The organism is Bradyrhizobium sp. CCBAU 53415 (genome assembly GCF_028128735.1).
GTDB lineage: Bacteria > Pseudomonadota > Alphaproteobacteria > Rhizobiales > Xanthobacteraceae > Bradyrhizobium.
Genome location: NZ_LBJF01000024.1, coordinates 137,213 through 157,857, shown reverse-complemented (window position 1 = coordinate 157,857; position 20,645 = coordinate 137,213). Strand labels below are relative to the sequence as shown.

The 20,645-nt window shown below is 65.3% G+C and carries 20 protein-coding genes; 18 read left to right on the top strand and 2 right to left on the bottom strand.

Annotated features, from left to right (window positions below):
• Window positions 1-22: 22 nt before the first annotated feature.
• The 8 genes from XH87_RS18990 to XH87_RS18955 are packed head-to-tail and all read left to right on the top strand — an operon-like array spanning window position 23 to window position 7,809.
• Complete coding sequence (locus XH87_RS18990) at window positions 23-850, top strand: ABC transporter substrate-binding protein (RefSeq protein ID WP_271588435.1); 828 nt, start codon at window positions 23-25, stop codon at window positions 848-850.
• Complete coding sequence (locus XH87_RS18985; protein WP_035704558.1) at window positions 847-1,704, top strand: amino acid ABC transporter permease; 858 nt, start codon at window positions 847-849, stop codon at window positions 1,702-1,704. Before XH87_RS18990 ends, XH87_RS18985 begins: the two co-directional genes overlap by 4 nt.
• Window positions 1,701-2,465, top strand: a complete 765-nt coding sequence (locus tag XH87_RS18980) for an amino acid ABC transporter ATP-binding protein (RefSeq protein ID WP_158670411.1) — start codon at window positions 1,701-1,703, stop codon at window positions 2,463-2,465. The genes XH87_RS18985 and XH87_RS18980 overlap by 4 nt, the downstream gene beginning before the upstream one ends.
• A gap of 16 nt (window positions 2,466-2,481) precedes the next feature.
• Window positions 2,482-3,297 (top strand): ABC transporter substrate-binding protein, encoded by an 816-nt coding sequence (locus XH87_RS18975; RefSeq protein WP_271588434.1) that lies wholly within the window; start codon window positions 2,482-2,484, stop codon window positions 3,295-3,297.
• On the top strand, window positions 3,284-4,180 hold the full coding sequence (locus XH87_RS18970) for a polysaccharide deacetylase family protein (protein ID WP_271588433.1): 897 nt from the start codon (window positions 3,284-3,286) through the stop codon (window positions 4,178-4,180). The genes XH87_RS18975 and XH87_RS18970 overlap by 14 nt, the downstream gene beginning before the upstream one ends.
• Entirely contained in the window at window positions 4,177-4,833 is a 657-nt protein-coding gene (locus tag XH87_RS18965; protein ID WP_271588432.1) for an aspartate/glutamate racemase family protein, read from the top strand. Before XH87_RS18970 ends, XH87_RS18965 begins: the two co-directional genes overlap by 4 nt.
• A gap of 22 nt (window positions 4,834-4,855) precedes the next feature.
• Complete coding sequence (locus tag XH87_RS18960; protein ID WP_271588431.1) at window positions 4,856-6,439, top strand: ABC transporter substrate-binding protein; 1,584 nt, start codon at window positions 4,856-4,858, stop codon at window positions 6,437-6,439.
• Entirely contained in the window at window positions 6,436-7,809 is a 1,374-nt protein-coding gene (locus XH87_RS18955) for an amidohydrolase family protein (RefSeq protein ID WP_271588430.1), read from the top strand. The genes XH87_RS18960 and XH87_RS18955 overlap by 4 nt, the downstream gene beginning before the upstream one ends.
• 84 nt (window positions 7,810-7,893) lie before the next feature.
• Here the strand turns inward: XH87_RS18955 and XH87_RS18950 are convergent, their stop codons facing one another.
• Window positions 7,894-8,793: a LysR substrate-binding domain-containing protein gene (locus XH87_RS18950; protein WP_271588429.1), complete on the bottom strand. Its 900-nt coding sequence runs from the start codon at window positions 8,791-8,793 to the stop codon at window positions 7,894-7,896.
• A 272-nt stretch (window positions 8,794-9,065) separates the two neighbouring features.
• On the opposite strand from XH87_RS18950, the gene XH87_RS18945 reads away from it, so the two are divergent.
• From XH87_RS18945 to XH87_RS18900, 10 genes are all read left to right on the top strand, one after another.
• Window positions 9,066-10,100 carry an ABC transporter substrate-binding protein gene (locus XH87_RS18945; RefSeq protein WP_271588428.1) on the top strand — a complete coding sequence of 345 codons (1,035 nt, stop codon included), beginning with the start codon at window positions 9,066-9,068 and terminating at the stop codon, window positions 10,098-10,100.
• Between the two features lie 27 nt (window positions 10,101-10,127).
• Window positions 10,128-11,168, top strand: coding sequence for an ABC transporter ATP-binding protein (locus XH87_RS18940; protein WP_271588427.1), 1,041 nt, complete (start codon window positions 10,128-10,130; stop codon window positions 11,166-11,168).
• The gene (locus tag XH87_RS18935) at window positions 11,165-12,040 is read left to right on the top strand and encodes an ABC transporter permease (RefSeq protein ID WP_271588426.1); all 876 of its coding nucleotides are present in this window, start codon (window positions 11,165-11,167) and stop codon (window positions 12,038-12,040) included. Before XH87_RS18940 ends, XH87_RS18935 begins: the two co-directional genes overlap by 4 nt.
• Window positions 12,037-12,843 carry an ABC transporter permease gene (locus tag XH87_RS18930; RefSeq protein ID WP_271588425.1) on the top strand — a complete coding sequence of 269 codons (807 nt, stop codon included), beginning with the start codon at window positions 12,037-12,039 and terminating at the stop codon, window positions 12,841-12,843. Before XH87_RS18935 ends, XH87_RS18930 begins: the two co-directional genes overlap by 4 nt.
• Window positions 12,844-12,851: 8 nt before the next feature.
• Window positions 12,852-13,988: an NAD(P)/FAD-dependent oxidoreductase gene (locus XH87_RS18925; protein ID WP_271588424.1), complete on the top strand. Its 1,137-nt coding sequence runs from the start codon at window positions 12,852-12,854 to the stop codon at window positions 13,986-13,988.
• 32 nt (window positions 13,989-14,020) lie between these two features.
• A complete protein-coding gene (locus XH87_RS18920; protein ID WP_158670421.1) occupies window positions 14,021-14,317 on the top strand; it encodes a (2Fe-2S)-binding protein in 297 nt (98 codons plus the stop codon).
• Complete coding sequence (locus tag XH87_RS18915; RefSeq protein ID WP_271588423.1) at window positions 14,314-15,732, top strand: FAD-dependent oxidoreductase; 1,419 nt, start codon at window positions 14,314-14,316, stop codon at window positions 15,730-15,732. The genes XH87_RS18920 and XH87_RS18915 overlap by 4 nt, the downstream gene beginning before the upstream one ends.
• Window positions 15,729-16,850, top strand: coding sequence for an NAD(P)/FAD-dependent oxidoreductase (locus tag XH87_RS18910; RefSeq protein ID WP_271588422.1), 1,122 nt, complete (start codon window positions 15,729-15,731; stop codon window positions 16,848-16,850). The genes XH87_RS18915 and XH87_RS18910 overlap by 4 nt, the downstream gene beginning before the upstream one ends.
• A 15-nt stretch (window positions 16,851-16,865) precedes the next feature.
• Window positions 16,866-17,213, top strand: coding sequence for a RidA family protein (locus tag XH87_RS18905; RefSeq protein ID WP_028138431.1), 348 nt, complete (start codon window positions 16,866-16,868; stop codon window positions 17,211-17,213).
• A 171-nt stretch (window positions 17,214-17,384) separates the two neighbouring features.
• Window positions 17,385-18,998, top strand: coding sequence for an ABC-F family ATP-binding cassette domain-containing protein (locus XH87_RS18900; protein WP_271588421.1), 1,614 nt, complete (start codon window positions 17,385-17,387; stop codon window positions 18,996-18,998).
• Window positions 18,999-19,185: 187 nt separating this feature from the next.
• Here XH87_RS18900 and XH87_RS18895 read toward each other — a convergent pair whose 3' ends face one another.
• Window positions 19,186-20,520, bottom strand: coding sequence for a dicarboxylate/amino acid:cation symporter (locus tag XH87_RS18895; RefSeq protein WP_271588420.1), 1,335 nt, complete (start codon window positions 20,518-20,520; stop codon window positions 19,186-19,188).
• Window positions 20,521-20,645 lie beyond the last annotated feature (125 nt).

The following is a 20,645-nucleotide window of genomic DNA, read 5'->3' as shown; positions in this document are numbered from 1 at the left end:
CGGCGTTGGCAAAGGAGCTGACATGACACGCCTCTCGCATTTGCTTGCCTTCGCAGCGTTGGCTGCCGTGACGCCGGCGCAGGCGGCGGAGCTTCCGGCGGAAATCAGGCAGGCGGGCACGCTGAAGCTGACGGTCAACTCCACCTACGCGCCGATGGAATATCGCGATCCCGCGACGGGCGAGCTGGTTGGGCTCGACATCGATCTGGCCAAGGAGTTCGCCAAGCGGCTCGGCGGGCTGAAGATCGTCTGGAGCGAGACGCCGTTCGCAGAGCTGATCCCCTCACTGCAGACCAGGCGCGCCGATTTCATCATCTCCGGCATCTCCGATCGGGCCTCGCGGCGCGAGACCGCCGATTTCGTCGACTACCTCGCAACCGGGCCGCAGTTCTTCGTGATGGCGGACAGCGCGGCCAAGGACGCGACCGATCTCTGCGGCAGGAAGGTCGGCACCACCCGCAGTACCAGCTTCCCGGTCGAGATCGAGAAGTGGAGCAAGCAGAATTGCGAGCCGGCCGGCAAGCCGGCGATCCAGTATGTACCTGGCGAGAACTCGATCGACGTCCGCAATCAGCTCAAGCAGGGCCGCATCGATGCCGCTGTGCAGGGCAGCGAGACGCTGCCTTATGCGCAGACGCAGGAGCCCGGCAAATTCCGCATCGTCGGCGAACCCTTTGCAAGGGGCTATCAGGGCATCATGTTCCGCAAGGACGATGCGGCCCTGCGCGAGGTGGTGACGGAGAAGCTCGCTGCCATGATCGCCGACGGCGCCTACAAGGCCATTCTCGACAAATGGGGCCTTGGCGCCAACGCGGTGGCCGAGCCCATGCTGAACGCGGCGCCGCAATGAAGCCGGCGCCGGCACTCGCGGAGGGTTTCCCCGATCTGTCGGGTCTGCGGATCGCGCGCGAGCCGCACTGGTTTCGCTGGCTCAGCGCGGCCCTGATCGTCCTGGTGCTCGCGGCGATTGCGCGCGCATTTGCGAACGGTCAGATCGAATGGTCCTATGTCAGCCGCTTCCTGACCGCAAAGGTCATCCTCGAAGGCATCGTCAACACCATGGTGATGGCGGTGCTGGCGATGGCGCTCGGCATCGTCCTCGGCATCGTCGTCGCGATCATGCGGCTGTCGCCCAATCCGGTGCTGAAGATGGTGGCCGCCGGCTACACCTGGCTGTTCCGCGGCACCCCGCTGATCCTGCAATTGCTGCTGTGGTTCAATCTCGCGCTGGTGTTTCCGACCATCGGCATCCCCGGCCTGTGGTCCGCGCGCGCCGTCGACGTCATGACGCCATTCCTCGCCGCGCTGCTCGGGCTCGGCATCAACCAGGGCGCCTACACCTCCGAAGTGATGCGTGCGGGCATGCTCTCGGTCGACATCGGACAATATGAGGCGGCGCAGGCGATCGGCATGGGGCGGCTGCGCGCGCTGCGCCGGATCGTGCTGCCGCAGGCGATGCGCGTGGTGATCCCACCGCTCGGCAACGAGTTCATCAGCATGGTGAAGGCGACCTCGCTTGCCAGCGTGATCCAGTACCCGGAACTGCTGCACAACGCCGAAAACATCTACTATGCCAATTCGCGCGTGATCGAGCTCCTGATCGTCGCCGGGCTCTGGTACCTGCTCGTTGTCTCGATCCTGACCCCGCTTCAGATGCTGCTCGAACGCCGCTTTGCACGCGGCACATTGCGGCTGGCACGATGACAAGGCCCCTCGTCGCGATCCGATCCGTCAGCAAGAACTTTGGAGAGTTCCAGGCTCTCGAGAACGTCTCGCTCGACGTCTGGCCCGGCGAGGTGATGTGCCTGATCGGCGCCTCCGGCTCCGGCAAGACCACGCTGCTCCGCTGTATCAACCAGCTCGCCGCGATCGACAGTGGTGGCATCTGGCTCGACGGCGAGCTGCTTGGCGTGCGCGAGCAGGGCGGACGGCTCCATCGGCTCAGCGAGCGCGAGATCGGACGGCAGCGGCTGAAGACCGGCATGGTGTTCCAGCGCTTCAACCTGTTTCCGCACAAGACGGCGCTGGAGAACATCACCGAAGGCCCGACCCAGGTGCAGGGGCGAAAGTCGGATGAGGTGCGCGCCGAAGCGCTCGAGCTGCTCCGCCGCGTCGGGTTGTCGGCGAAGGCGGACTGGTATCCCGCCCAGCTCTCCGGTGGTCAGCAGCAGCGCGTCGCGATCGCGCGGGCGCTCGCGATGAAGCCGATGCTGATGCTGTTCGACGAGCCGACCAGCGCGCTCGATCCCGAGCTCGTCGGCGAGGTGCTCGCCGTCATGAAGGAATTGGCGAAGAGCGGCATGACCATGATGGTGGTGACGCACGAGCTCGGCTTCGCCCGCGAAGTCGCGGATCGCGTCGTCTACATGGACCAGGGCGCAATCGTCGAGCAGGGCCGCGCCTCGGACGTGTTGGGCGCCCCGCGCGAGGAACGCACCAGGGCATTTCTTTCGGCAGTAATCTGACATTGGGGGTGTTGTGATGAAGAGATTCCTGGTTGCGACGGCGCTGTTCGGCGCCATGACTTTTTCAGCCGCGGCGGCGGAGCTCCCGGCGGAGATCGCCAAGCGCGGCAGCATCAAGATGGCGGTGGTGCCGAATTATCCGCCGATGGAGTTCCGCGATCCCGCCACCAACGCGCTGTCGGGATTCGACATCGAGTTCGGCGAGGCGCTCGCCCGCAAGCTCGGCACCAAGATCGAATGGCAGGAAACCGGCTTTGCCGAGTTCCTGCCATCGATCCAGACGGGCCGGGTTGATGCCGTCCTTTCGGGCTTTACCGACTATGCGAGCCGTCACGAGATTGCGACGTTCGTCGATTATCTCCAGACCGGCCCGCGCTTTTTCGTGCAGCAGTCACGAGCGGCGGAATTCAAGGACATGACTGCGCTCTGCGGCAAGAAGGTCGGCGCCAGCCGGCGCACGAAATACCCGGAGCAGATTGCGGCCTGGAGCGAGAAGCACTGCGGCGGCACCCCCGTCGTCTTCGTTGGCACCGATGGCTCTGGCGATGCCCGTACCCAGCTCAAGCAGGGTCGCATCGACGCCGCCGTGCAAGGCAACGAGACGCTGCCTTACATCATGGATCTTGAGCCAAGCGCCTATGCGCCTGTCGGCGAGGCCATCGCGCAGCAGTTCGTCGGCATTGCACTGCCGGTCAAGGAGAAGGGTCTTCAGCAGGCGATGCTGGAGGCCGTCGATGCGCTGATCGCCGCCGGCACCTACCGTACGCTGCTGGCGAAGTGGAAATTGAGCGATAACGCAGTAGAGAAAGCGACCATCAATGCTGGACAGTAAGGCACTCCAGAGCATCCCGCTCGTTGCGGCCAACACCGCGGATCCGGCGCCGGACTATCCCTGGCCGAAGCCGTACAAGTCGGCGATGTTCCTCTCCTTCGACGTCGATGCCGAGAGCGCGTGGACCAGCAAGGATGCGGTGCATGCGCAGCGGCTCATCACCATGAGCTATGGCGGCTATGAGGCTCGCGTCGGCACGCCGAAGCTTCTGGAGCTGCTCGACCAGCTCGATCTCAAGGCCACCTTCTTCGTCACGGGATGGTCAGTCGATGCGCATCCAGCGATGGCCGAATCGATCCTCAAGGCCGGGCACGAGATCGGCCATCACGGCTATCATCATCTGCTGCCAGACCCCGGCGATCCCTGGATCGAGGAGGAGCTGGAGCGCGGCTTCGAGGCGCTGAAGCGCCGGCTCGGCGTCAAGCCGAACGGCTATCGCGCGCCCTACGGCGAGTTCACCGAGGAGCTGCGGATCGCGCTGGTGCGCCACGGCATCGTCTACACCTCCTCGTTCCGCGATGACGTGCGGCCCTATCGTCACCGCCTTGCCGACGGCAAGCCCGGCACGATCGAGCTGCCGGTGACCGCGAGCTATGACGACTGGATGCACGGCCTGTCCGCCCGTTTCAGTCCGCGCTCGATCTTTCCCAAGGAGCACGTGCTCTCGCTATGGAAGGACGAGCTCGACGAAGTCCGCGACTGGGGCGCTATGGTTACGACGGTGCTGCATCCGCAATGCAGCGGCCGTCCGATGCGGCTGCGCCTGCTGCGCGAGTTCCTCACCTACGCGAAGTCGTGTCCGGATGTCTGGATCACCACAGGCGAGAAGATCGCGGAAAACTTCCTTCGGCATGAAGTCGGCGACCGCCGAGCAGTCTCATGACACGTCGCTGCATCCTCGTCATCAACCCCAACTCCTCGGCGTCGGTGACGGCGGCGATCGACGACGCGGTGGCGCCGCTGCGGATCGCCGGCGGGCCTGTCATCGAGGTGGTGGGTCTTGCCGAAGGGCCGCCGGGCATCAGCTCGCAGCGCGACGCCGACAGCGTCGTCATGCCGCTGGTGAACCGCGTGTCGCGCGACGACGCCGATGCCTTCGTGCTCGCCTGTTTCAGCGATCCCGGCCTGCATGCGGTACGCGAGGCTGCCGGCGGACGCCCGGTGCTTGGCATCGCCGAATGTGGCATTTTTCGCGCGCTGATGCTGGGTGAACGTTTTGGCGTGATCGCGCTGTCGCCCTCCAGCATCCGCCGCCAGCAGCGCATGGCGCGGGTGATGGGCGTCGACAGCCGCTATGCCGGAAGTTGGTCGGTCGGTGCCAGTGCAGCAGAGACGGCGGGTGCGGATATCCGTGGACGGTTGATCGAGGCAGGCCGCGCGCTGGTCGCGCAGTGCCGTGCCGATGTCGTCGTGATGGGCTGCGCCGGCATGGCCTCGCACCGTGCGGCGATTGCCGATGCGATCGGCGTGCCCGTCATTGAACCCGCACAGCAGGCGGTCGCCGCCGCGATCGGCGCGGTCTTGTTGAACACCTAAGATACTTCTGGAGCTTTCTTTGATGCCTATCTCCCGCCGCTCACTCCTCAAGGCCGCCGCCGCAGTGCCGGCAATCTCGCTGCCAGCCATCGCTCGTGCTGAATCTCAATCCACGCTGCGCTTCATCCCCGTCATCGATCTCGCCTTCGTCGATCCCATCTATTCGACCGCGCAGGTGTCGCGAAACCACGGTTTCATGGTCTACGACACGCTCTACGGGATGAGCTCGTCGCTCCAGGTCTCGCCACAGATGCTGTCGGGCCACGCCATTTCCGGCGACCAGCTCCAGTGGGACCTCACGCTTCGCGACGGCCTGTTCTGGCACGACGGCGAGCGCGTGCTCGCGCGCGATTGCGTCGCCAGCATCCGCCGTTGGGCCGCGCGCGACGGCTTTGGCGGCGAACTTATGGAAGCGACCCATGAGCTCTCTGCCGCCGACGACCGCACCATCCGTTTTCGTCTCAAGCGTCCGTTCCCGCTGCTGCCGCAGGCGCTGGGCAAGGCCGCGATCAATGCCTGCTTCATGATGCCGGAGCGGTTGGCGAGCCAGGATCCGTTCAAGCCGCTGACCGAAGTGATCGGCAGCGGCCCGTTCCGCTATCTCGCCGACGAGCGCGTGCAGGGCGCCCGCAACGCCTATGCCAGGTTCGAGCGCTACCAGCCGCGCACCGACGGCAAGCCGGATTGGACCGCCGGACCGAAGATCGTGCACTACGACCGCGTGGTTTGGACCACCACGCCCGATGCCGGCACCGGCGTCGCCGCGCTCCAGACCGGCGAACAGGACTGGCAGGAGACCACTCCGCACGATCTGCTGCCGGTGATCAAGGCCGCCGGCGACATCGAGACGCGCATCCTCGACCCCAGAGGCTACGCCTGCATGCTGCGGCTCAATCATCTGCAGCCGCCGTTCGACAATCCCGCGATCCGCCGCGCGCTCTTGGGTGCGATCGATCAGTCCGCGTTCATGACCGCGGTCGCCGGCGTCGATCCCGCCTTTCAGGTCTCGCCGATCGGTTATTTCGCGCCTGGGACGCCGATGGCGAGCGACGTCGGCCTCGACGTGTTCCGTGGCCCGCGCGACTATGCCAAGGTCAAGGCCGATCTGAAGGCCGCCGGCTATAATGGCGAGAAGATCGTGGTGCTTGTCCCCACCAACTCGCTGGCGCAGAAGCCGCTCGGCGAGATCGCGGTCGACAGCTTGCGCAAGGCCGGCATGAACGTCGAATATGCCGGGTTCGATTTTGCCGTCGTTCTGCAGCGACAGCTGAAGAAGGACCCGATCGGGCAGGGCGGCTGGAGCGCGGCCGTCGGCAACTGGCAGGGCATCGACTGGCTCAATCCTGCCGGCAACACCAACATCCGCGGCGAAGGCAAGGTCGCCGGCTGGTATGCGAGCGAGAAGATGGGGCCCTTGCGCAGCCAGTGGCTGGCGGCCTCCGAGCTCGCCGAGCAGCAGCGCATCTGCCGCGAAATCCAGGCAGTGGCGTTCGAGGAAATCCCCTATATTCCGATCGGCCTCTACAAGCAGCCGACCGCCTATCGCAAAGCCATCACCGGCATTCTCGACGGCACCGCCGTGTTCTGGAACGTGCGCCCCGCATGAGCACCACAGCAATCTTCGGCAGCTATGTGCTGTCACGGAAGGACGGCGCGCAGGATGTGCTGCGCGATCATTGGATCCTGGTCGAAGGCAAGAAGATCGCCGCAATCACGCGCGACAAGCCGAGCGCGGATCAGGTCTACGACCGTCCCGGCCGCTTCGTGCTGCCGGGCTTGCTCAATTTGCACAATCACTGCTTCTCGGAGGCGGTGGCGCGCAGCCACACCGAGGACGGCAACGGCCGCAAGAACAACCAGAGCATCGTCTATACGGTGCTGTTGCCGCTGACCAAGCGCGGTGCCGATATCCTGTCGGCGGAGGAACGCCTGGCGGTCGCACGGCTCGGCGTCCTCCAGCTGCTCAAGGGTGGCGCCACCACGGTGATGGAGCCGTTCCGTAACTCGATCCCAGAAATGTTCGACGCTGCGGAAGAGATGGGGATCCGTTTCTACGGCGCGCCCTATCTGTTCTCGACGTCTGACGCAAAGGCCGGCCCGGACGGCGCGGTTCGCTATTCCGGCGATGACGGCGCCGCCGACATGGCGACGTGGGATGCGCTCTATCAGCGCTGGAACGATCGCGGCGACGGCCGCATCAGCCTTGCGATGAGCCCGCACGCCACCGACACCTGTGGTCCCGATCTGCTGAGGGCCTGCGCAGTGCGGGCGCGCGAGCTCGGTGTGCCCATCACGACGCACATGGCGCAGAGCCGCGCCGAGGTCGAGACCATCGGCAGGCGCTACGGCGGCCGTACGCCAGCGCAATATCTCGACTGGCTCGGCCTGCTCGCGCCCGACCTGATGGCGGCGCACTGCATGTTCAGCTCGGACGACGATCTCAAGCTGATGGCCGCGCGCGGCATGACCGTGCTGAACTGCCCGCGCGTGTTCGCGCGCGCCGGCATCACGGCGGCGTTCGGCCGCTTCGCCGAGCACGGCGTCCGCACCGTGGTCGGCACCGACGGCTACAACATGGACCTGCTCGGGGAGCTCAATGCCGCCTCGCTGATCTCCAAGGTCACCTCGGCGCGTCCCGACGTCGCGAACTCGCCCGAGCTGATCGAGGCCAACACGGCGGTCGCGGCCGACGTCATCAAGCGGCCCGATCTCGGCCGGATCGAGCCCGGCGCCACCGCCGACCTCACCGTCGTCGATCTCACCCATCCGCATTTGCAGCCGCTGTTCGACCCACGCCGTGCGCTGATCGCGCTCGCCAACCGCGCCAATATCGATCAGGTGATGGTCGATGGCCGCGTGCTGGTCGATGAGGGACGCTATCTCGGCGCCGACGAAGCGGCGATCGCTGCGGCAGGAACTGCCGCGATCGGCAAGATCTGGGATCTGCCGGAAGCGCAGGCGGCATTCAACGGCTGATTGTAACCGCGAAGGAAGTGCGCTCTCCCGCGGAGCGGTTGCAGCGAGCCCGCGGGAAGATCGTTCGACCCAAAGGCACTCGGCTTAGTCCTCGAACTCCACCAGCGCCTTCCGCATGGTCTCGACGAGATCCAGCGCCACCGGCGACGGCCTGCGCTGTGCGGGAAAGACCGCGGAGAACTCGAAGTCGATGCGCGGCAGGAAGCGACGCACGATGACGCCGCGCGTTGCAAACTCCTGCGCGGTGAAGGGATCGCAGATCGCGACGCCAAGTCCTGACGACACCATGCCGCACATGATCTCCGACAACGTGGTCTCGACCCTGAGCACGCGGCGGACATCGTGGCGGTGGAAGACCTGGTCGACGAGATGCCGGCTCGACGATCCCGCCGATAGCGAGATGAAGGTCTCGCCCTCGAAATCGCGCGGTTCCAGCACCTCCTTCTCTGCCAGACGATGACCGGTCGGCAATACCGCGACGCGCGCGGGCGCCGGCAGCCGCTGGCTCGGCAGGCCGGAATGCGCGATCGGCACCTCGGCAAAGCCGATGTCGCATTGGTTGTTCAGCACCCAGTCGACCACGATCGGCGAGATCACGCCGAAGAAAGCGAGGTTGAGATTTGGCCGCTCCTGCAGGAAGTGTCCGGCCAGGCGGGGCAAATAGCCGTTTGCAAGCGCCGGCAGCGCGGCGATGCGCAGCGAGCCGGTGCGGCGGCCGCGGATTTCCTCGGCCGCCGCAGTGATGCGTTCGAGGCCGACGAAGGAGCGCTCGACCTCGGTATAGAGCGCCATCGCCGCCGCGGTCGGCACCAGGCCGGTGCCGCGCCGCTCGAACAGCTCCATCTTGAGCAGAGCCTGGAAGTCGCGCAGCAGCCGGCTGACCGCGGGCTGCGTCACCACCATCAGTTTCGCCGCCTCGGTGACGCTGCCGGTCAGCATCATCGCCCGGAAGGCTTCCACCTGCCGCGAATTGATCCGCGCCATTCCATTTCCAATTCATAACATTTTGGCATGCAGAGGGTGCCATTATTCATTGGACGATGGAAGTATAGGTTGCGATCTTTTTCATCAGAGCTGAAGACAGCCCGCTTTTTCGGCAGATTGGAGGGGTTCAAACCTCCAGATCGCGCCAAAACCTGCCGAACAGGGGCCGGAGACCTGATCGGACAGGGATCTGCGCGGAAGGAAATGCGGAAGGCGCTTCGGCCGGAGATTTGTCGGCACGTCACCTCATTCCGGTATGGAGATCGGACTACATGAAGACTCTTCGCCTTCTGACAGCGGTCAGCATCGCGGCGCTCATTGCCGTCCCGTCGGCCGCTTCGGCCCAGCAAAAGACCCTCTACGTCGCCGGCTACGGCGGCTCGTTCGAGAAGACGATCCGCGACGAGGTGATCCCGGCCTTCGAGAAGGAGAACGGCGTCAAGGTCGAGTATGTCGCCGGCAACTCCACCGACACGCTGGCCAAGCTGCAGGCACAGAAGGGCAACCAGCAGATCGACGTCGCCATCGTCGATGATGGCCCGATGTACCAGGCGATCCAGCTCGGCTTCTGCGGAAAGCTCGACGGGCTGCCGGCCGATCTCTACGACACCGCCCGCTTCAAGGACGATCGCGCGGTCGCGATCGGTATCGTCGCGACCGGCCTGATGTACAACACCAAGGTGTTCAAGGAGAAACGCTGGGCGCCGCCGACCTCCTGGAATGACCTCAAGGACACGAAATACGCCAAGCAACTCGTGATTCCGCCGATCAACAACACTTACGGTCTCGAAGCGCTGGTGATGCTGTCGAAGATGAACGGCGGCGGTGAGACCAACGTCGATTCCGGCTTCAAGATCTTCAAGGAACAGATCAATCCGAACGTGCTCGCCTATGAGCCGTCGCCGGGCAAGATGACCGAGCTGTTCCAGTCCGGCCAGGCCGTGATCGCTGTGTGGGGCACCGGCCGCGTGCAGAGCTTCGCCAATACCGGCTTCCCCGTCGACTTCGTCTATCCGAAGGAAGGTGCGGCGACACTGCTGACGACGGCGTGTCCGATCGTCAAGCCGAACGCCTCGCCGCTTGCATCGAGCTTCGTCAAGATGCTGCTCGATCCAAAAATCCAGCTCGTGATGCTGAAGGATTACGGCTACGGCCCGGTGCTGAAATCGATGGCGATCCCGCCGGAGTTCGGCAAGATGGCCCCGATCGGCGAGCGCGCGGCCAAGCTCTACAATCCGGACTGGACCGTCATCAACGAGAAGCGCGAGGAGTGGACCAAGCGCTGGAACCGCGAGGTCGAACGCTGATCGGATCGTCGGTAGCGGAGACAGCGCATGGCCTATCTCGAGCTCGATCGGGTCGCCAAGCAATTCGGCGCGCAGACTGTGGTCGACGACTTCAGCCTGTCGGTGGGGAAGGGGGAGTTCATCTCCTTCCTCGGCCCGTCGGGCTGTGGCAAGACCACGACGCTGCAGATGATCGCGGGCTTCCTCGATCCCACGCGCGGCGCGATCCGCCTCGAGGGCAAGGACCTGACCGCGATCCATCCGGCCAAGCGTGGCCTCGGCATCGTGTTCCAGAGTTACGCGCTGTTTCCGCACATGACCGCGGCGGAGAACGTCGCCTTTGGCCTCGAGATGCGCAATGTGCCGCGCAACGAGCGGGCCGAGCGCGTCCGCGCCGCGCTGGCGATGGTCGGCCTTGCCGGCTTTGAGGACCGCCATCCCCGCCGCATGTCCGGCGGCCAGCAGCAGCGCGTGGCGCTGGCGCGCGCGCTGGTGATCAAGCCGAGCGTGCTGCTGCTCGACGAGCCGCTGTCCAACCTCGACGCCAAGCTCCGCGAGGAGATGCAGATCGAGCTGCGCCAGATCCAGCGCACCATCGGCACCACCACGATCCTCGTCACCCACGACCAGAACGAGGCGATGTCGCTGTCAGACCGCATCGTGGTGATGAGCCAGGGCAAGATCGAGCAGATCGACACGCCGCAGGAGACGTATGAAAGGCCGGCCTCCGCCTTCGTCTCGCAGTTTCTCGGCAAGACCAACGATTTTGCCGGCACGATCGACCGGACCGTCGCGCCGACGCAACTGGTGGCGGGCTCCTGGCGCGCACCGGCGCCGGCCGGGCTCGGCGGTCCTGTCACCGTCAGCGTTCGCCCTGAAAGAATCGGCTTTGGCGATGTCGGCCTCGGCGCAAAGATCATCACGCGCATCTTCCAGGGCAATCACTGGCTGTTCCAGTGCGAGAGCGAATGCGGCCCGGCGATCGTGATCCGCCAGAACGACGGGCAGACGCAGCCGGCCGAAGGCGACGCGGTTCGCCTCACCTGGCGGCCCGAGGATATGAGCGTGCGCGCGAGGGCCGGCGCATGAGCGCGGCCGCCGGGGAGAGCAGTGCGCGTACGCCGTGGGCGCTGACGGCGCCCGCCTTGATGCTGTTCGTCGGTGTGCTGCTGATTCCGCTGGCGATGACCGTGATGCTGTCGTTCCACGATTGGGGCCAGTACAAGGGCATCGAGCCGGTCTTCATCCTCAAGAACTGGCACGAGATCGCGACCGATCCCTATTACGCCGAGATGTTCTGGCGGACGTTTCGCATCGCGATCCTGACCACGCTGCTCACCGCGCTGCTCGGTGCGCCCGAAGCCTATATCCTCAACCGCATGAGCGGCCGCTGGAAGAGCTTCTTCCTGTTGGTCATTCTCGGGCCGCTCTTGATCTCCGTGGTGGCGCGCACGCTCGGCTGGGCGCTGCTGTTCGGCGGCAACAACGGCCTCGTCAACAAGCTCCTGATGTCGCTCGGGGTGATGCGCTCCCCCATCCCCTTCATGTTCACCGAAACCGGCGTGGTCGTTGCGCTCGCGCACGTCATGATGCCGTTCATGGTGCTGTCGGTCTGGGCCGCGCTGCAGCGGCTCGATCCGCAGATCGAGAACGCCGCGATGTCGCTCGGCGCCGGTCCCGTCACCATCATTCGCCGCATCATCATGCCGCAGATCATGCCGGGCGTGCTGTCGGGCGCCATCATCGTGTTCTCGCTCTCGGCAAGCGCCTTTGCGACGCCCGCGATCATCGGCGGCCGCCGGCTCAAGGTCGCGGCGACGCTGGCGTACGACGAATTCCTCAACACCTTGAACTGGCCGCTCGGCGCAGCCGTGGCGACGCTGCTGCTGGTCGCGCTGGTGCTGATCGTGGTCGGCAGCAACGCGCTGATCGAGCGGCGCTATGCGGAGGTGTTCCGATGAGACGGAACGGCCCGCTCGCGCTGATCTTCCACACCGTCTTCGTCATCGTCATGGTGGCGCCGATCCTGGTGGTCTGCCTCGTCGCCTTCACGCCGGAAGGCTTCCTGTCGCTACCGACCAACGGCTTCTCGCTGCGCTGGTTCAGGACGATCGCGAACTACCCTGAATTCATCCACGCCTTCTGGGTCAGCCTCGGGCTCGGCGCGCTCTCGTCCTTCGTCGCGCTGCTGTTCGCGGTGCCGGCGGCATTGGCGATCGCGCGTTATCGTTTTCGCGGCCGTGATGCGCTGGCGGCTCTGTTCCTGTCGCCGTTGATGATCCCGCATGTCGTGCTCGGGATCGCCTTCCTGCGTTTCTTCACCTCGGCCGGCCTCGGCGGCAGCTTTGCCGCGCTGATCATCGCGCATGTCATCATCGTGTTTCCGTTCGCGCTGCGGCTGACGCTGGCCGCCGCAACCGGCATGGACCGCACCGTCGAGATGGCGGCGGTCTCGCTCGGCGCCGGCGGCTGGACGCTGTTCCGACGCGTGACGCTGCCGCTGATCCTGCCCGGCGTCATCAGCGGCTGGGCGCTCGCCTTCATCCAGTCGTTCGACGATCTCACCATGACTGTCTTCCTTGCGGCGCCCGGCACCGAGACGTTGCCGGTGCGCATGTTCCTATACATCCAGGACAACATCGATCCGCTGGTGACGTCGGTCTCGGCCTGCGTGATCGCGATCACCATGACCGCCCTCGTTCTGCTCGATCGCTTCTACGGGCTCGACCGCGTGCTCGCCGGCAAGGGCGATACGGGACGATAGGAGAACTCATGTCCAGGGATTATGACGTCGCCGTGGTCGGCGGCGGACTGCTCGGCTCCGCCATTGCCTGGGGCCTAGGCCGGCTCGGCAAGAGCGTGGCCGTGCTCGACGAAGGCGACATCACCAAGCGCGCCTCGCGCGCGAACTTTGCGCTGGTCTGGGTCCAGAGCAAAGGGCTCGGCATGCCGGCCTATACGGTGTGGACCGTGCAGGCATCGCAGGCGTGGGGCCGGCTTGCTTCGGAGTTGAAGCAACAAACCGGGCTCGACGTTTCGCTCCAGCAGAACGGCGGTTTTCATCTCACCCTCGGCGAAGAGGAATTCGGTCAACGCACCGAGCTCGTCAAGCGCATGCACAATCAGGTCGGCGCGGCCGACTACAAGATGGAGATGCTCTCTGCATCCGAAGTGAAGAAGTCATTGCCGCTGATTGGGCCGGAGGTCTCGGGCGGCAGCTATTGTCCGCTCGACGGCCACGTCAATTCGCTGCGCACTTTCCGGGCATTCCACACCGGCTTCAAGGCGTTCGGCATCGACTATCTTCCGGAGCGCCCGGTCTCCGCGATCGGCAAGAGCGGCGGCGAATTCCATCTGACGACGCCGAAGGGCGAGCTGCGCGCCGCCAAGATCGTGCTTGCTGCGGGCAACGCCAACCAGACGCTGGCGCCGATGGTCGGTCTTTACGCGCCGATGGGACCGACCCGTGGCCAGATCGTGGTGACCGAGCGCACCATGCCGTTCCTGCCGCATCCGCTGACGACGATCCGCCAGACCGACGAGGGCACCGTGATGATCGGCGACAGCAAGGAGGACGAGCTCGATGACCGCGCGCTGAAGCATTCGATCAGCGCGGTCATGACCGATCGCGCCCAGCGCATGTTCCCGCATCTGTCGCGGCTCAACGTGGTCAGGAGCTGGGCCGGCATCCGTGTGATGCCGCAGGACGGTTTTCCGATCTACGACCAGTCGGAGACGCATCCCGGCGCTTTCGTCGCCTGCTGCCATTCGGGCGTGACGCTCGCCTCCAACCATGCCTTCGAGATCGCGCGCATGGTGGCGCAGGGCGTGCTCGAGCCGGAGCTGGTCGGCGCGTTCTCGGCCAGCCGCTTTGGCGGCGCGGGCGCGGCCAACAGCAGCGGCTATTAGAAATTATCAGGAAGGAGCCAAGGGGCATCCCCATGTTCAGGCGATCCGAACAGGACAAGCGTCCGCAAGTGCAGATCTTCATCGACGGCGTTGCCGTCGCCGCGCGCCAGGGCGACACCGTCTCGGCTGCGCTGCTGGCCTCCGGCGTTGATGTGCGGAGGTCGACCGCGGTCAGCGGCGCGCCGCGCCTGCCTTATTGCATGATGGGCGTGTGCTTCGACTGCCTCGTCACCATCGACGGCGTCGGCAATCGGCAGGGTTGCCTCGTACCTGTCGCCGAGGGCATGCAGATCGAAATCCAGAAGGGCAAGCGGGAGATCGGACAATGACTGTGGCTCCCAGGCGCGAAGACTACGACGTCGTCGTGATCGGCGCCGGGCCTGCGGGCCTTGCCGCCGCGGCGACCTCCGCCGAAGCTGGTCTCACGACACTGCTGCTCGACGAGAACATCGGCCCCGGCGGCCAGGTGTTTCGTGCGATCTCCTCGACGCCGGTGACCGAGCCCGGCCAGCTCGGCGCGGATTATTGGGTCGGCGCCGATCTCGTGCAATCGCTGCGTGCGAGCGGCGCCGAGGTCATCCATCGTGCCACGGTCTGGAGTCTCGATCGCAATCTCGAGATCGCCGTCTCGATCGGCGGCGCGTCCGCCTTCGTCAAGGCCAAGCGCGTGATCCTCGCGACCGGCGCGCTGGAACGGCCATTCCCGATTCCCGGCTGGACGCTACCGGGCGTGATGACTGCGGGCGCTGCGCAGACGATGCTGAAATCGTCAGCACTGGTGCCTGACGGAAGCACGGTGATCGCGGGGCAGGGGCCGCTGCTCTGGCTGCTCGCCGCGCAGATCCTGCGCCTCGGCGGCCGTATCGACCGCATCCTCGACACCACCGAGCGCGGCAACTACTTTGCCGCGCTCCCGCACGCCTTCGCCTTCCTGACCTCGCCCTATTTCGGCAAGGGCCTGTCGATGATGCGTGAGGTCAAGGCGAAGGTGCAGGTCGTCTCCGGCGTCACTGAGCTCTCTGCGTCGGGCGACGGCCAGCTCGCCGGCGTGAGCTATGTCGCGGGCGGCAAGCGCGAGTCCATTCCCGCCGATCTCTTGCTCCTGCATCAGGGTGTCGTGCCCAATGTCAATTTGGCGATGGCGGCGGGCATCGAGCATCGCTGGGACGAGCTGCAATTGTGCTGGTCGCCGGTGCTGGATGCGAACGGTGCGTCGTCGGTCGCCGGCATTGCAATCGCGGGCGATGGCGCCGGCATCGGCGGCGCGAATGCAGCCGTGGTCCGCGGCCGCATCGCGGCGCGCGCGACAGTGGAAGCACTGACGCCCGCGGCCGCTGCGAAGCTTCCCGCAATGGCAACGCTTCGTTCCGACCTCGCCAAGGCCGAGCGCGGCCGCGTCTTCCTCGACACGCTGTTCCGCCCCGCGCCGCAGTTCCGCATTCCCTCGGGCGACACCATCGTCTGCCGCTGCGAGGAAGTCACCGCGAAGGACGTTCTCGACTCCGTCGCCATCGGCGCGACCGGCCCGAACCAGCTCAAGGCCTACCGCCGCACCGGCATGGGCCCGTGCCAGGGCCGGCTCTGCGGCCTCACCGTCACCGAGCTGATGGCGCAGGCGCGCGGCAAGAGCCCGCAAGAGATCGGCTACTACCGGCTCCGCGCGCCGGTGAAGCCGATCACGCTCGCCGAACTCGCAGCCGTTCCCAAGAGCGAAGCCGACGTCAAGGCCGTGGTGCGCGGATGACCAAAAACGTGGATGCGATCGTCGTTGGCGGCGGCATCCACGGATGTTCGACCGCGCTGCATCTGTGCCTCGCCGGCCTGAAGCCGGTGCTGATCGAGAAGGACTATGCCGGCCGGCACGCGTCCGGCGTCAACGCCGGCGGCGTGCGTCAGCTCGCGCGGCACGTTCCGGAAATCCCGCTCTCGATCCGTTCGATGGGGATCTGGGAGAAGATCAACGATCTCCTCGACGACGATTGCAGCTTCGAGAGCCATGGCCAGGTGCTGGTGGCGGAGAACGAGGAGGAGCTCGCCGTCTGCCGCATGCGCGTCGCCGAGCTGAACGCCCTCGGCTTCACCCATGAAGAGTTGATCGACGCGGCCGAGTTGCGCAGGCTGGTGCCGGCGGTCGCCGAGACTTGTCCCGGTGGCGTGGTCTCACGCCGGGATGGGGCCGCCAATCCGGCGCAGACGACGACGGCATTCCGTCGCAAGGCCGAGCAGCTCGGCGCGACCGTGCGCGAGGGCGTGGCAGCCGGCAACATCCGCTACAGCGACGGTCTCTGGCACGTCGACGTCGGCTCCGATGCCTACGCCGCGCCAGTGCTGGTCAATGCCGCCGGCGCCTGGGCCGGCAAGATCGCGGCTGATCTCGGCGAGCCCGTTCCGGTCGAGACCGTGGCGCCGATGCTGATGATCACCTCGCGCGTGCCGCACTTCATCGATCCCGTCGTGATCCTGCGCGGGCGCAAGCTCTCCTTCAAGCAATTCAAGAACGGCACGGTGCTGATCGGCGGCGGCCATCTGGCCAGGCCCTATCAGGACCGCAACGAGACGGTGCTGGACTGGAAGAGTCTCGCCACCAGTGCGCAGACCGTGTTCGAGCTGTTTCCGGTGATGCGCAGCGCGACCATCGTCCGCGCCTGGGCCGGCATCGAGGCCAAGATGAAGGACGATATTCCCGTGTTCGGCCCGAGCAGCCGCCACAAGGGCCTCTACCACCAATTCGGCTTCTCCCTGCATGGCTTCCAGCTCGGCCCCGGCGCCGGTGCCGTGATGGCGGAGCTGATCGTCGATGGCGGCAGCCAGACCCGAATCAGCGATCTCGGCATCGACCGCTTCCATCCCATCACGCTCTAGCAACAAGAGGACATCATGAGCATCACCCGCAGCATCCGCACGCCCATCATGCACCGCGCCGTGGAGGCTAACGGCTTCGTCTTCCTCGGCGGCACCATCGCCGACGATACGAGCGTCTCCATGGGCGAGCAGACCCGCAACATCCTCGGCAAGATCGCCGGCTATCTGAAGGAGGCCGGCACCGACAAGTCTCGCGTCGTCAGCGCCTCGATCTTCGTCACGGACCTGTCCAAGAAGAAGGAGATGGATGCTGCCTGGACCGAGTTCTTCGGCGACAATCTCCCCACCCGAGCCACCGTCGGCGTCGCCGATCTCGGCGGCGGCGCGCTGATCGAGGTGGTGGTCACCGCCCTGAAGGGTTGACCGCGCAAGGTAGCGAAGGACGGCGGCGCCTCCCGCGTTGTCGTCTCCTCGCGCCGCGCCTTGATCTCGCCCTTCGATGGGACTATTTGGAGAGTTCCTCAATCAGGATACTCGCAGCCATGGATATGACCCCGATCGCAAAGCCCACCTGCCTTGCCCACGGGGAATTCCATGCCTGCTTCGATCATTCTGTCCGACCTGTCGCTGTCTGCACCTGACGGCCGTCCTCTTCTCTCCAGCATCGATCTGACATTCGCAGCCGAGCGGACCGGTCTCGTCGGCCGCAACGGCGTCGGGAAAACGACGCTGCTTGCGGCGATCCTGGGGGAGCATGTGCCCCAATCAGGGCGCATTCTGATCAGCGGCACCATCGGCTTGTTGCGCCAGGATGTGCAGGTTTTTGCCGGCGCGACCGTAGCCGACCTGTTCGGCGTGCGGCGGGCGCTCGACCTGCTTCGCCGTGCGGAGCGAGGCGATGCGTCGGCGGACGACATCGCGGCGATCGACTGGACACTGGAAACGCGGCTCGAGGCCGCGCTGGCGCGCCTCGGGTTCGATCCGTCTCCCGATACGGAGCTGTCTTGCTTGTCGGGCGGCCAGATCACGCGCGTTCGACTCGCCGCACTGGTCTTCGCCGAGCCCGACTTCCTGCTGCTGGACGAACCCACCAACAATCTCGACCAGGACGGACGCAAGGCGGTGACCGCTCTCCTCGCCGCCTGGCGCGGCGGCGCGATCGTCGTCAGCCACGACCGAAGCCTGCTTGAGACCATGGATGCGATCGTCGAGCTGACGTCGCTCGGAGCCACGCGATACGGCGGCAATTGGAGCCGGTACCGCGAGCAGAAGGCCGTCGAACTCGACGCTATCAGGCATGACCTCGCTCATGCCGAAAGGCGCCTGTCCGAGATCGACGGCAAGGCACAAGAGGCTGCGGAAAGGAAAGCGCGCAAGGACCGCGGCGGCAGCAAGAAGCGCGCCAAGGGCGACATGCCGCGGATCCTGGCCGGGGCACGCAAGGATCGCAGCGAGGACAGCGGCGGCAAGACCGCGCAAATCGCCGAGCGGCGGCGCGCAGACGCAATCGATGCCGTGGACGCGGCGCGCCGGCGCATCGAGATTCTTCAGCCCCTCTCCGTCAGGTTGCCCGTGACTGGCCTGCCGGCGGGCAGGGAGGTGCTTTGGCTCGACGGCGTCAGTGCAGGCTATCGGCCGGAGCAGCCTGTCCTGCGCGATCTTTCATTTGCGGTCGTCGGGCCGGAGCGGGTCGCACTGGTCGGGCCCAATGGCTCCGGCAAGACGACGCTGCTGAAACTCATCGCCGGCGAACTGCGTCCGCTCGCGGGCATCGTGCGGGTCAGGCCGGATTTCGCACTGTTCGACCAGAAGGTCAGTCTGCTCGATCCGGCGCTCTCCATCCTGGACAATTTTCGGCGTCTCAATCCGAGCGCGGGTGCGAATGAGTGCCATGCCGCGCTCGCCCGGTTCATGTTTCGCGCCGATGCCGCCTTGCAAGCAGCCGGAAGCCTGAGTGGCGGGCAAATGTTTCGTGCGGGTCTTGCCTGTGTGCTCGGCGGGCGGACGCCGCCGTCGCTGCTGATCCTGGACGAGCCGACCAATCATCTCGACGTCGAATCCATCGAAGCCGTCGAGGCCGGCTTGCAGGCCTATGATGGCGCGCTGCTCGTCGTCAGCCATGACGAAGCGTTCTTGCGGGCGATCGGGATTACGCGGCGGATCGACGTTGTCGCCGAGATGACGCGCATCGATGGCGGGATCGTCTGATCCCACCCCGGTGGTTCGATATGGCGGTGATTTTCAAAAACCCGACGCCCTGCCCCTAGCGCGTCGGGTGGAAAAAATGAGTATCAATCCGTGATCCCAACCAGATCGTTGTGACCCGTGCCGCATCAATTTTCTACTCCGGGAAACTACCGCGTTGGAACCAGGATGTGTCTTGCCGTGTGCGGGCCTATGAGGCCGCGCCCCCGCCCGGTTCCAATGCCTCACCGATCTCCAGCGGGTGCGCCATGGTCTCGTGCAGCGCGTCGCGATCGAGTTCGTCTTCGGAGATGCTGATGACGACGCAGGCAACGCCGTTGCCGATCAGATTGGTCAGCGCACGGCATTCGCTCATGAATTTGTCGATGCCGACCAGGATCGCGATCGACTGGATCGGGATGTCGGGCACGATCGAGAGCGTTGCTGCGAGCGTGATGAATCCGGCGCCGGTCACGCCTGAAGCGCCCTTCGAGGTAATCATGGCGATGCCCAAAATGCCGAGCTCCTGCCAGATGGTGAGATGGGTGTTGGTTGCCTGTGCCAGAAACAGCGTCGCCAGTGTCATGTAGATGTTGGTGCCGTCGAGGTTGAAGCTGTAGCCGGTGGGAATGACGAGGCCGACCACCGAACGCGAGGCACCGAGATGCTCCATCTTCTGGATCATCTGCGGCAACACCGTCTCGGAGGACGAGGTGCCAAGCACGATCAGCAGCTCGTCCTTGATGTAGGCGATGAAGCGCAGGATCGAGAAGCCGGCGAGGCGAGCGATCGCACCTAGCACGATCAGTACGAACAGGATGCTGGTGAGATAGAACGTTCCGATCAGCGCGGCGAGGTTGAGCAGCGAGCCGAGACCATAGGCGCCAACGGTGAACGCCATCGCGCCGAACGCGCCGATCGGGGCGACGCGGACGATGATGCGGATGATGCCGAAGAACATCTTCGCGGCCTTGTCGATCGCCTCCGCGATGGGTTCGCCGGCCTTGCCGAGGAAGGCGATAGCGAAGCCCGACAGGATCGAGATCAACAGCACCTGCAAGAGGTCGCCCCGCGCGATCGCGCCCAGATAGCTGTCCGGGATGATCGCCATCAGATGGGCGACGATGCCTTCTTCCTTGGCCTTGGTGACGTAGGTCGCCACAGATTTCGGATCGATCGTGGCGGGATCGATGTTGAAGCCGTGCCCGGGCTGGAGAATCTCGCCGACGAGCAGGCCGACCGCGAGCGCGACGGTCGAGACCGTCTCGAAATAGATCAGCGACTTCAGCCCGACCCGGCCGACACGCTTGAGGTCACCCATCGAGGAGATGCCGTGCACCACGGTGCAAAAGATCACCGGCGCGATCATCATCTTGATCAGCGCGATGAAGCCGTCGCCGAGCGGCTTCAATGCCTTGCCAAGATCGGGATAGAAATAGCCGATGAGCACGCCGAGCGCGATCGCGATCAGGACCTGGACGTAGAGGATCTTGTACCAGGGCTGATGCCGGCGGACGATGGCTGGCTGGATCGCGACTTGTGTCATAGAGTTAGCCCCGGAACGCATTGATCTTGCAGGATTTGGATCTTGCATGAGCTTCATCATGTGATGGCCGCCGCAGAAGCGACAATCACATTTTTGTCTGTTAGCACGAAGATCGATTGCCGCGC

What these genes read in the sequence shown, in the direction of transcription:
- XH87_RS18905 (WP_028138431.1), top strand. Translation starts at nt 16,866, where the DNA reads ATGAGCATCACCCGCAGCATCCGCACGCCCATCATGCACCGCGCCGTG.
- XH87_RS18910 (WP_271588422.1), top strand. Translation starts at nt 15,729, where the DNA reads ATGACCAAAAACGTGGATGCGATCGTCGTTGGCGGCGGCATCCACGGA.
- XH87_RS18990 (WP_271588435.1), top strand. Translation starts at nt 23, where the DNA reads ATGACACGCCTCTCGCATTTGCTTGCCTTCGCAGCGTTGGCTGCCGTG.
- XH87_RS18985 (WP_035704558.1), top strand. Translation starts at nt 847, where the DNA reads ATGAAGCCGGCGCCGGCACTCGCGGAGGGTTTCCCCGATCTGTCGGGT.
- XH87_RS18935 (WP_271588426.1), top strand. Translation starts at nt 11,165, where the DNA reads ATGAGCGCGGCCGCCGGGGAGAGCAGTGCGCGTACGCCGTGGGCGCTG.
- XH87_RS18895 (WP_271588420.1), bottom strand. Translation starts at nt 20,520, where the DNA reads ATGACACAAGTCGCGATCCAGCCAGCCATCGTCCGCCGGCATCAGCCC.
- XH87_RS18920 (WP_158670421.1), top strand. Translation starts at nt 14,021, where the DNA reads ATGTTCAGGCGATCCGAACAGGACAAGCGTCCGCAAGTGCAGATCTTC.
- XH87_RS18930 (WP_271588425.1), top strand. Translation starts at nt 12,037, where the DNA reads ATGAGACGGAACGGCCCGCTCGCGCTGATCTTCCACACCGTCTTCGTC.
- XH87_RS18900 (WP_271588421.1), top strand. Translation starts at nt 17,385, where the DNA reads ATGCCTGCTTCGATCATTCTGTCCGACCTGTCGCTGTCTGCACCTGAC.
- XH87_RS18950 (WP_271588429.1), bottom strand. Translation starts at nt 8,793, where the DNA reads ATGGCGCGGATCAATTCGCGGCAGGTGGAAGCCTTCCGGGCGATGATG.
- XH87_RS18945 (WP_271588428.1), top strand. Translation starts at nt 9,066, where the DNA reads ATGAAGACTCTTCGCCTTCTGACAGCGGTCAGCATCGCGGCGCTCATT.
- XH87_RS18980 (WP_158670411.1), top strand. Translation starts at nt 1,701, where the DNA reads ATGACAAGGCCCCTCGTCGCGATCCGATCCGTCAGCAAGAACTTTGGA.
- XH87_RS18915 (WP_271588423.1), top strand. Translation starts at nt 14,314, where the DNA reads ATGACTGTGGCTCCCAGGCGCGAAGACTACGACGTCGTCGTGATCGGC.
- XH87_RS18960 (WP_271588431.1), top strand. Translation starts at nt 4,856, where the DNA reads ATGCCTATCTCCCGCCGCTCACTCCTCAAGGCCGCCGCCGCAGTGCCG.
- XH87_RS18965 (WP_271588432.1), top strand. Translation starts at nt 4,177, where the DNA reads ATGACACGTCGCTGCATCCTCGTCATCAACCCCAACTCCTCGGCGTCG.
- XH87_RS18940 (WP_271588427.1), top strand. Translation starts at nt 10,128, where the DNA reads ATGGCCTATCTCGAGCTCGATCGGGTCGCCAAGCAATTCGGCGCGCAG.
- XH87_RS18970 (WP_271588433.1), top strand. Translation starts at nt 3,284, where the DNA reads ATGCTGGACAGTAAGGCACTCCAGAGCATCCCGCTCGTTGCGGCCAAC.
- XH87_RS18925 (WP_271588424.1), top strand. Translation starts at nt 12,852, where the DNA reads ATGTCCAGGGATTATGACGTCGCCGTGGTCGGCGGCGGACTGCTCGGC.
- XH87_RS18975 (WP_271588434.1), top strand. Translation starts at nt 2,482, where the DNA reads ATGAAGAGATTCCTGGTTGCGACGGCGCTGTTCGGCGCCATGACTTTT.
- XH87_RS18955 (WP_271588430.1), top strand. Translation starts at nt 6,436, where the DNA reads ATGAGCACCACAGCAATCTTCGGCAGCTATGTGCTGTCACGGAAGGAC.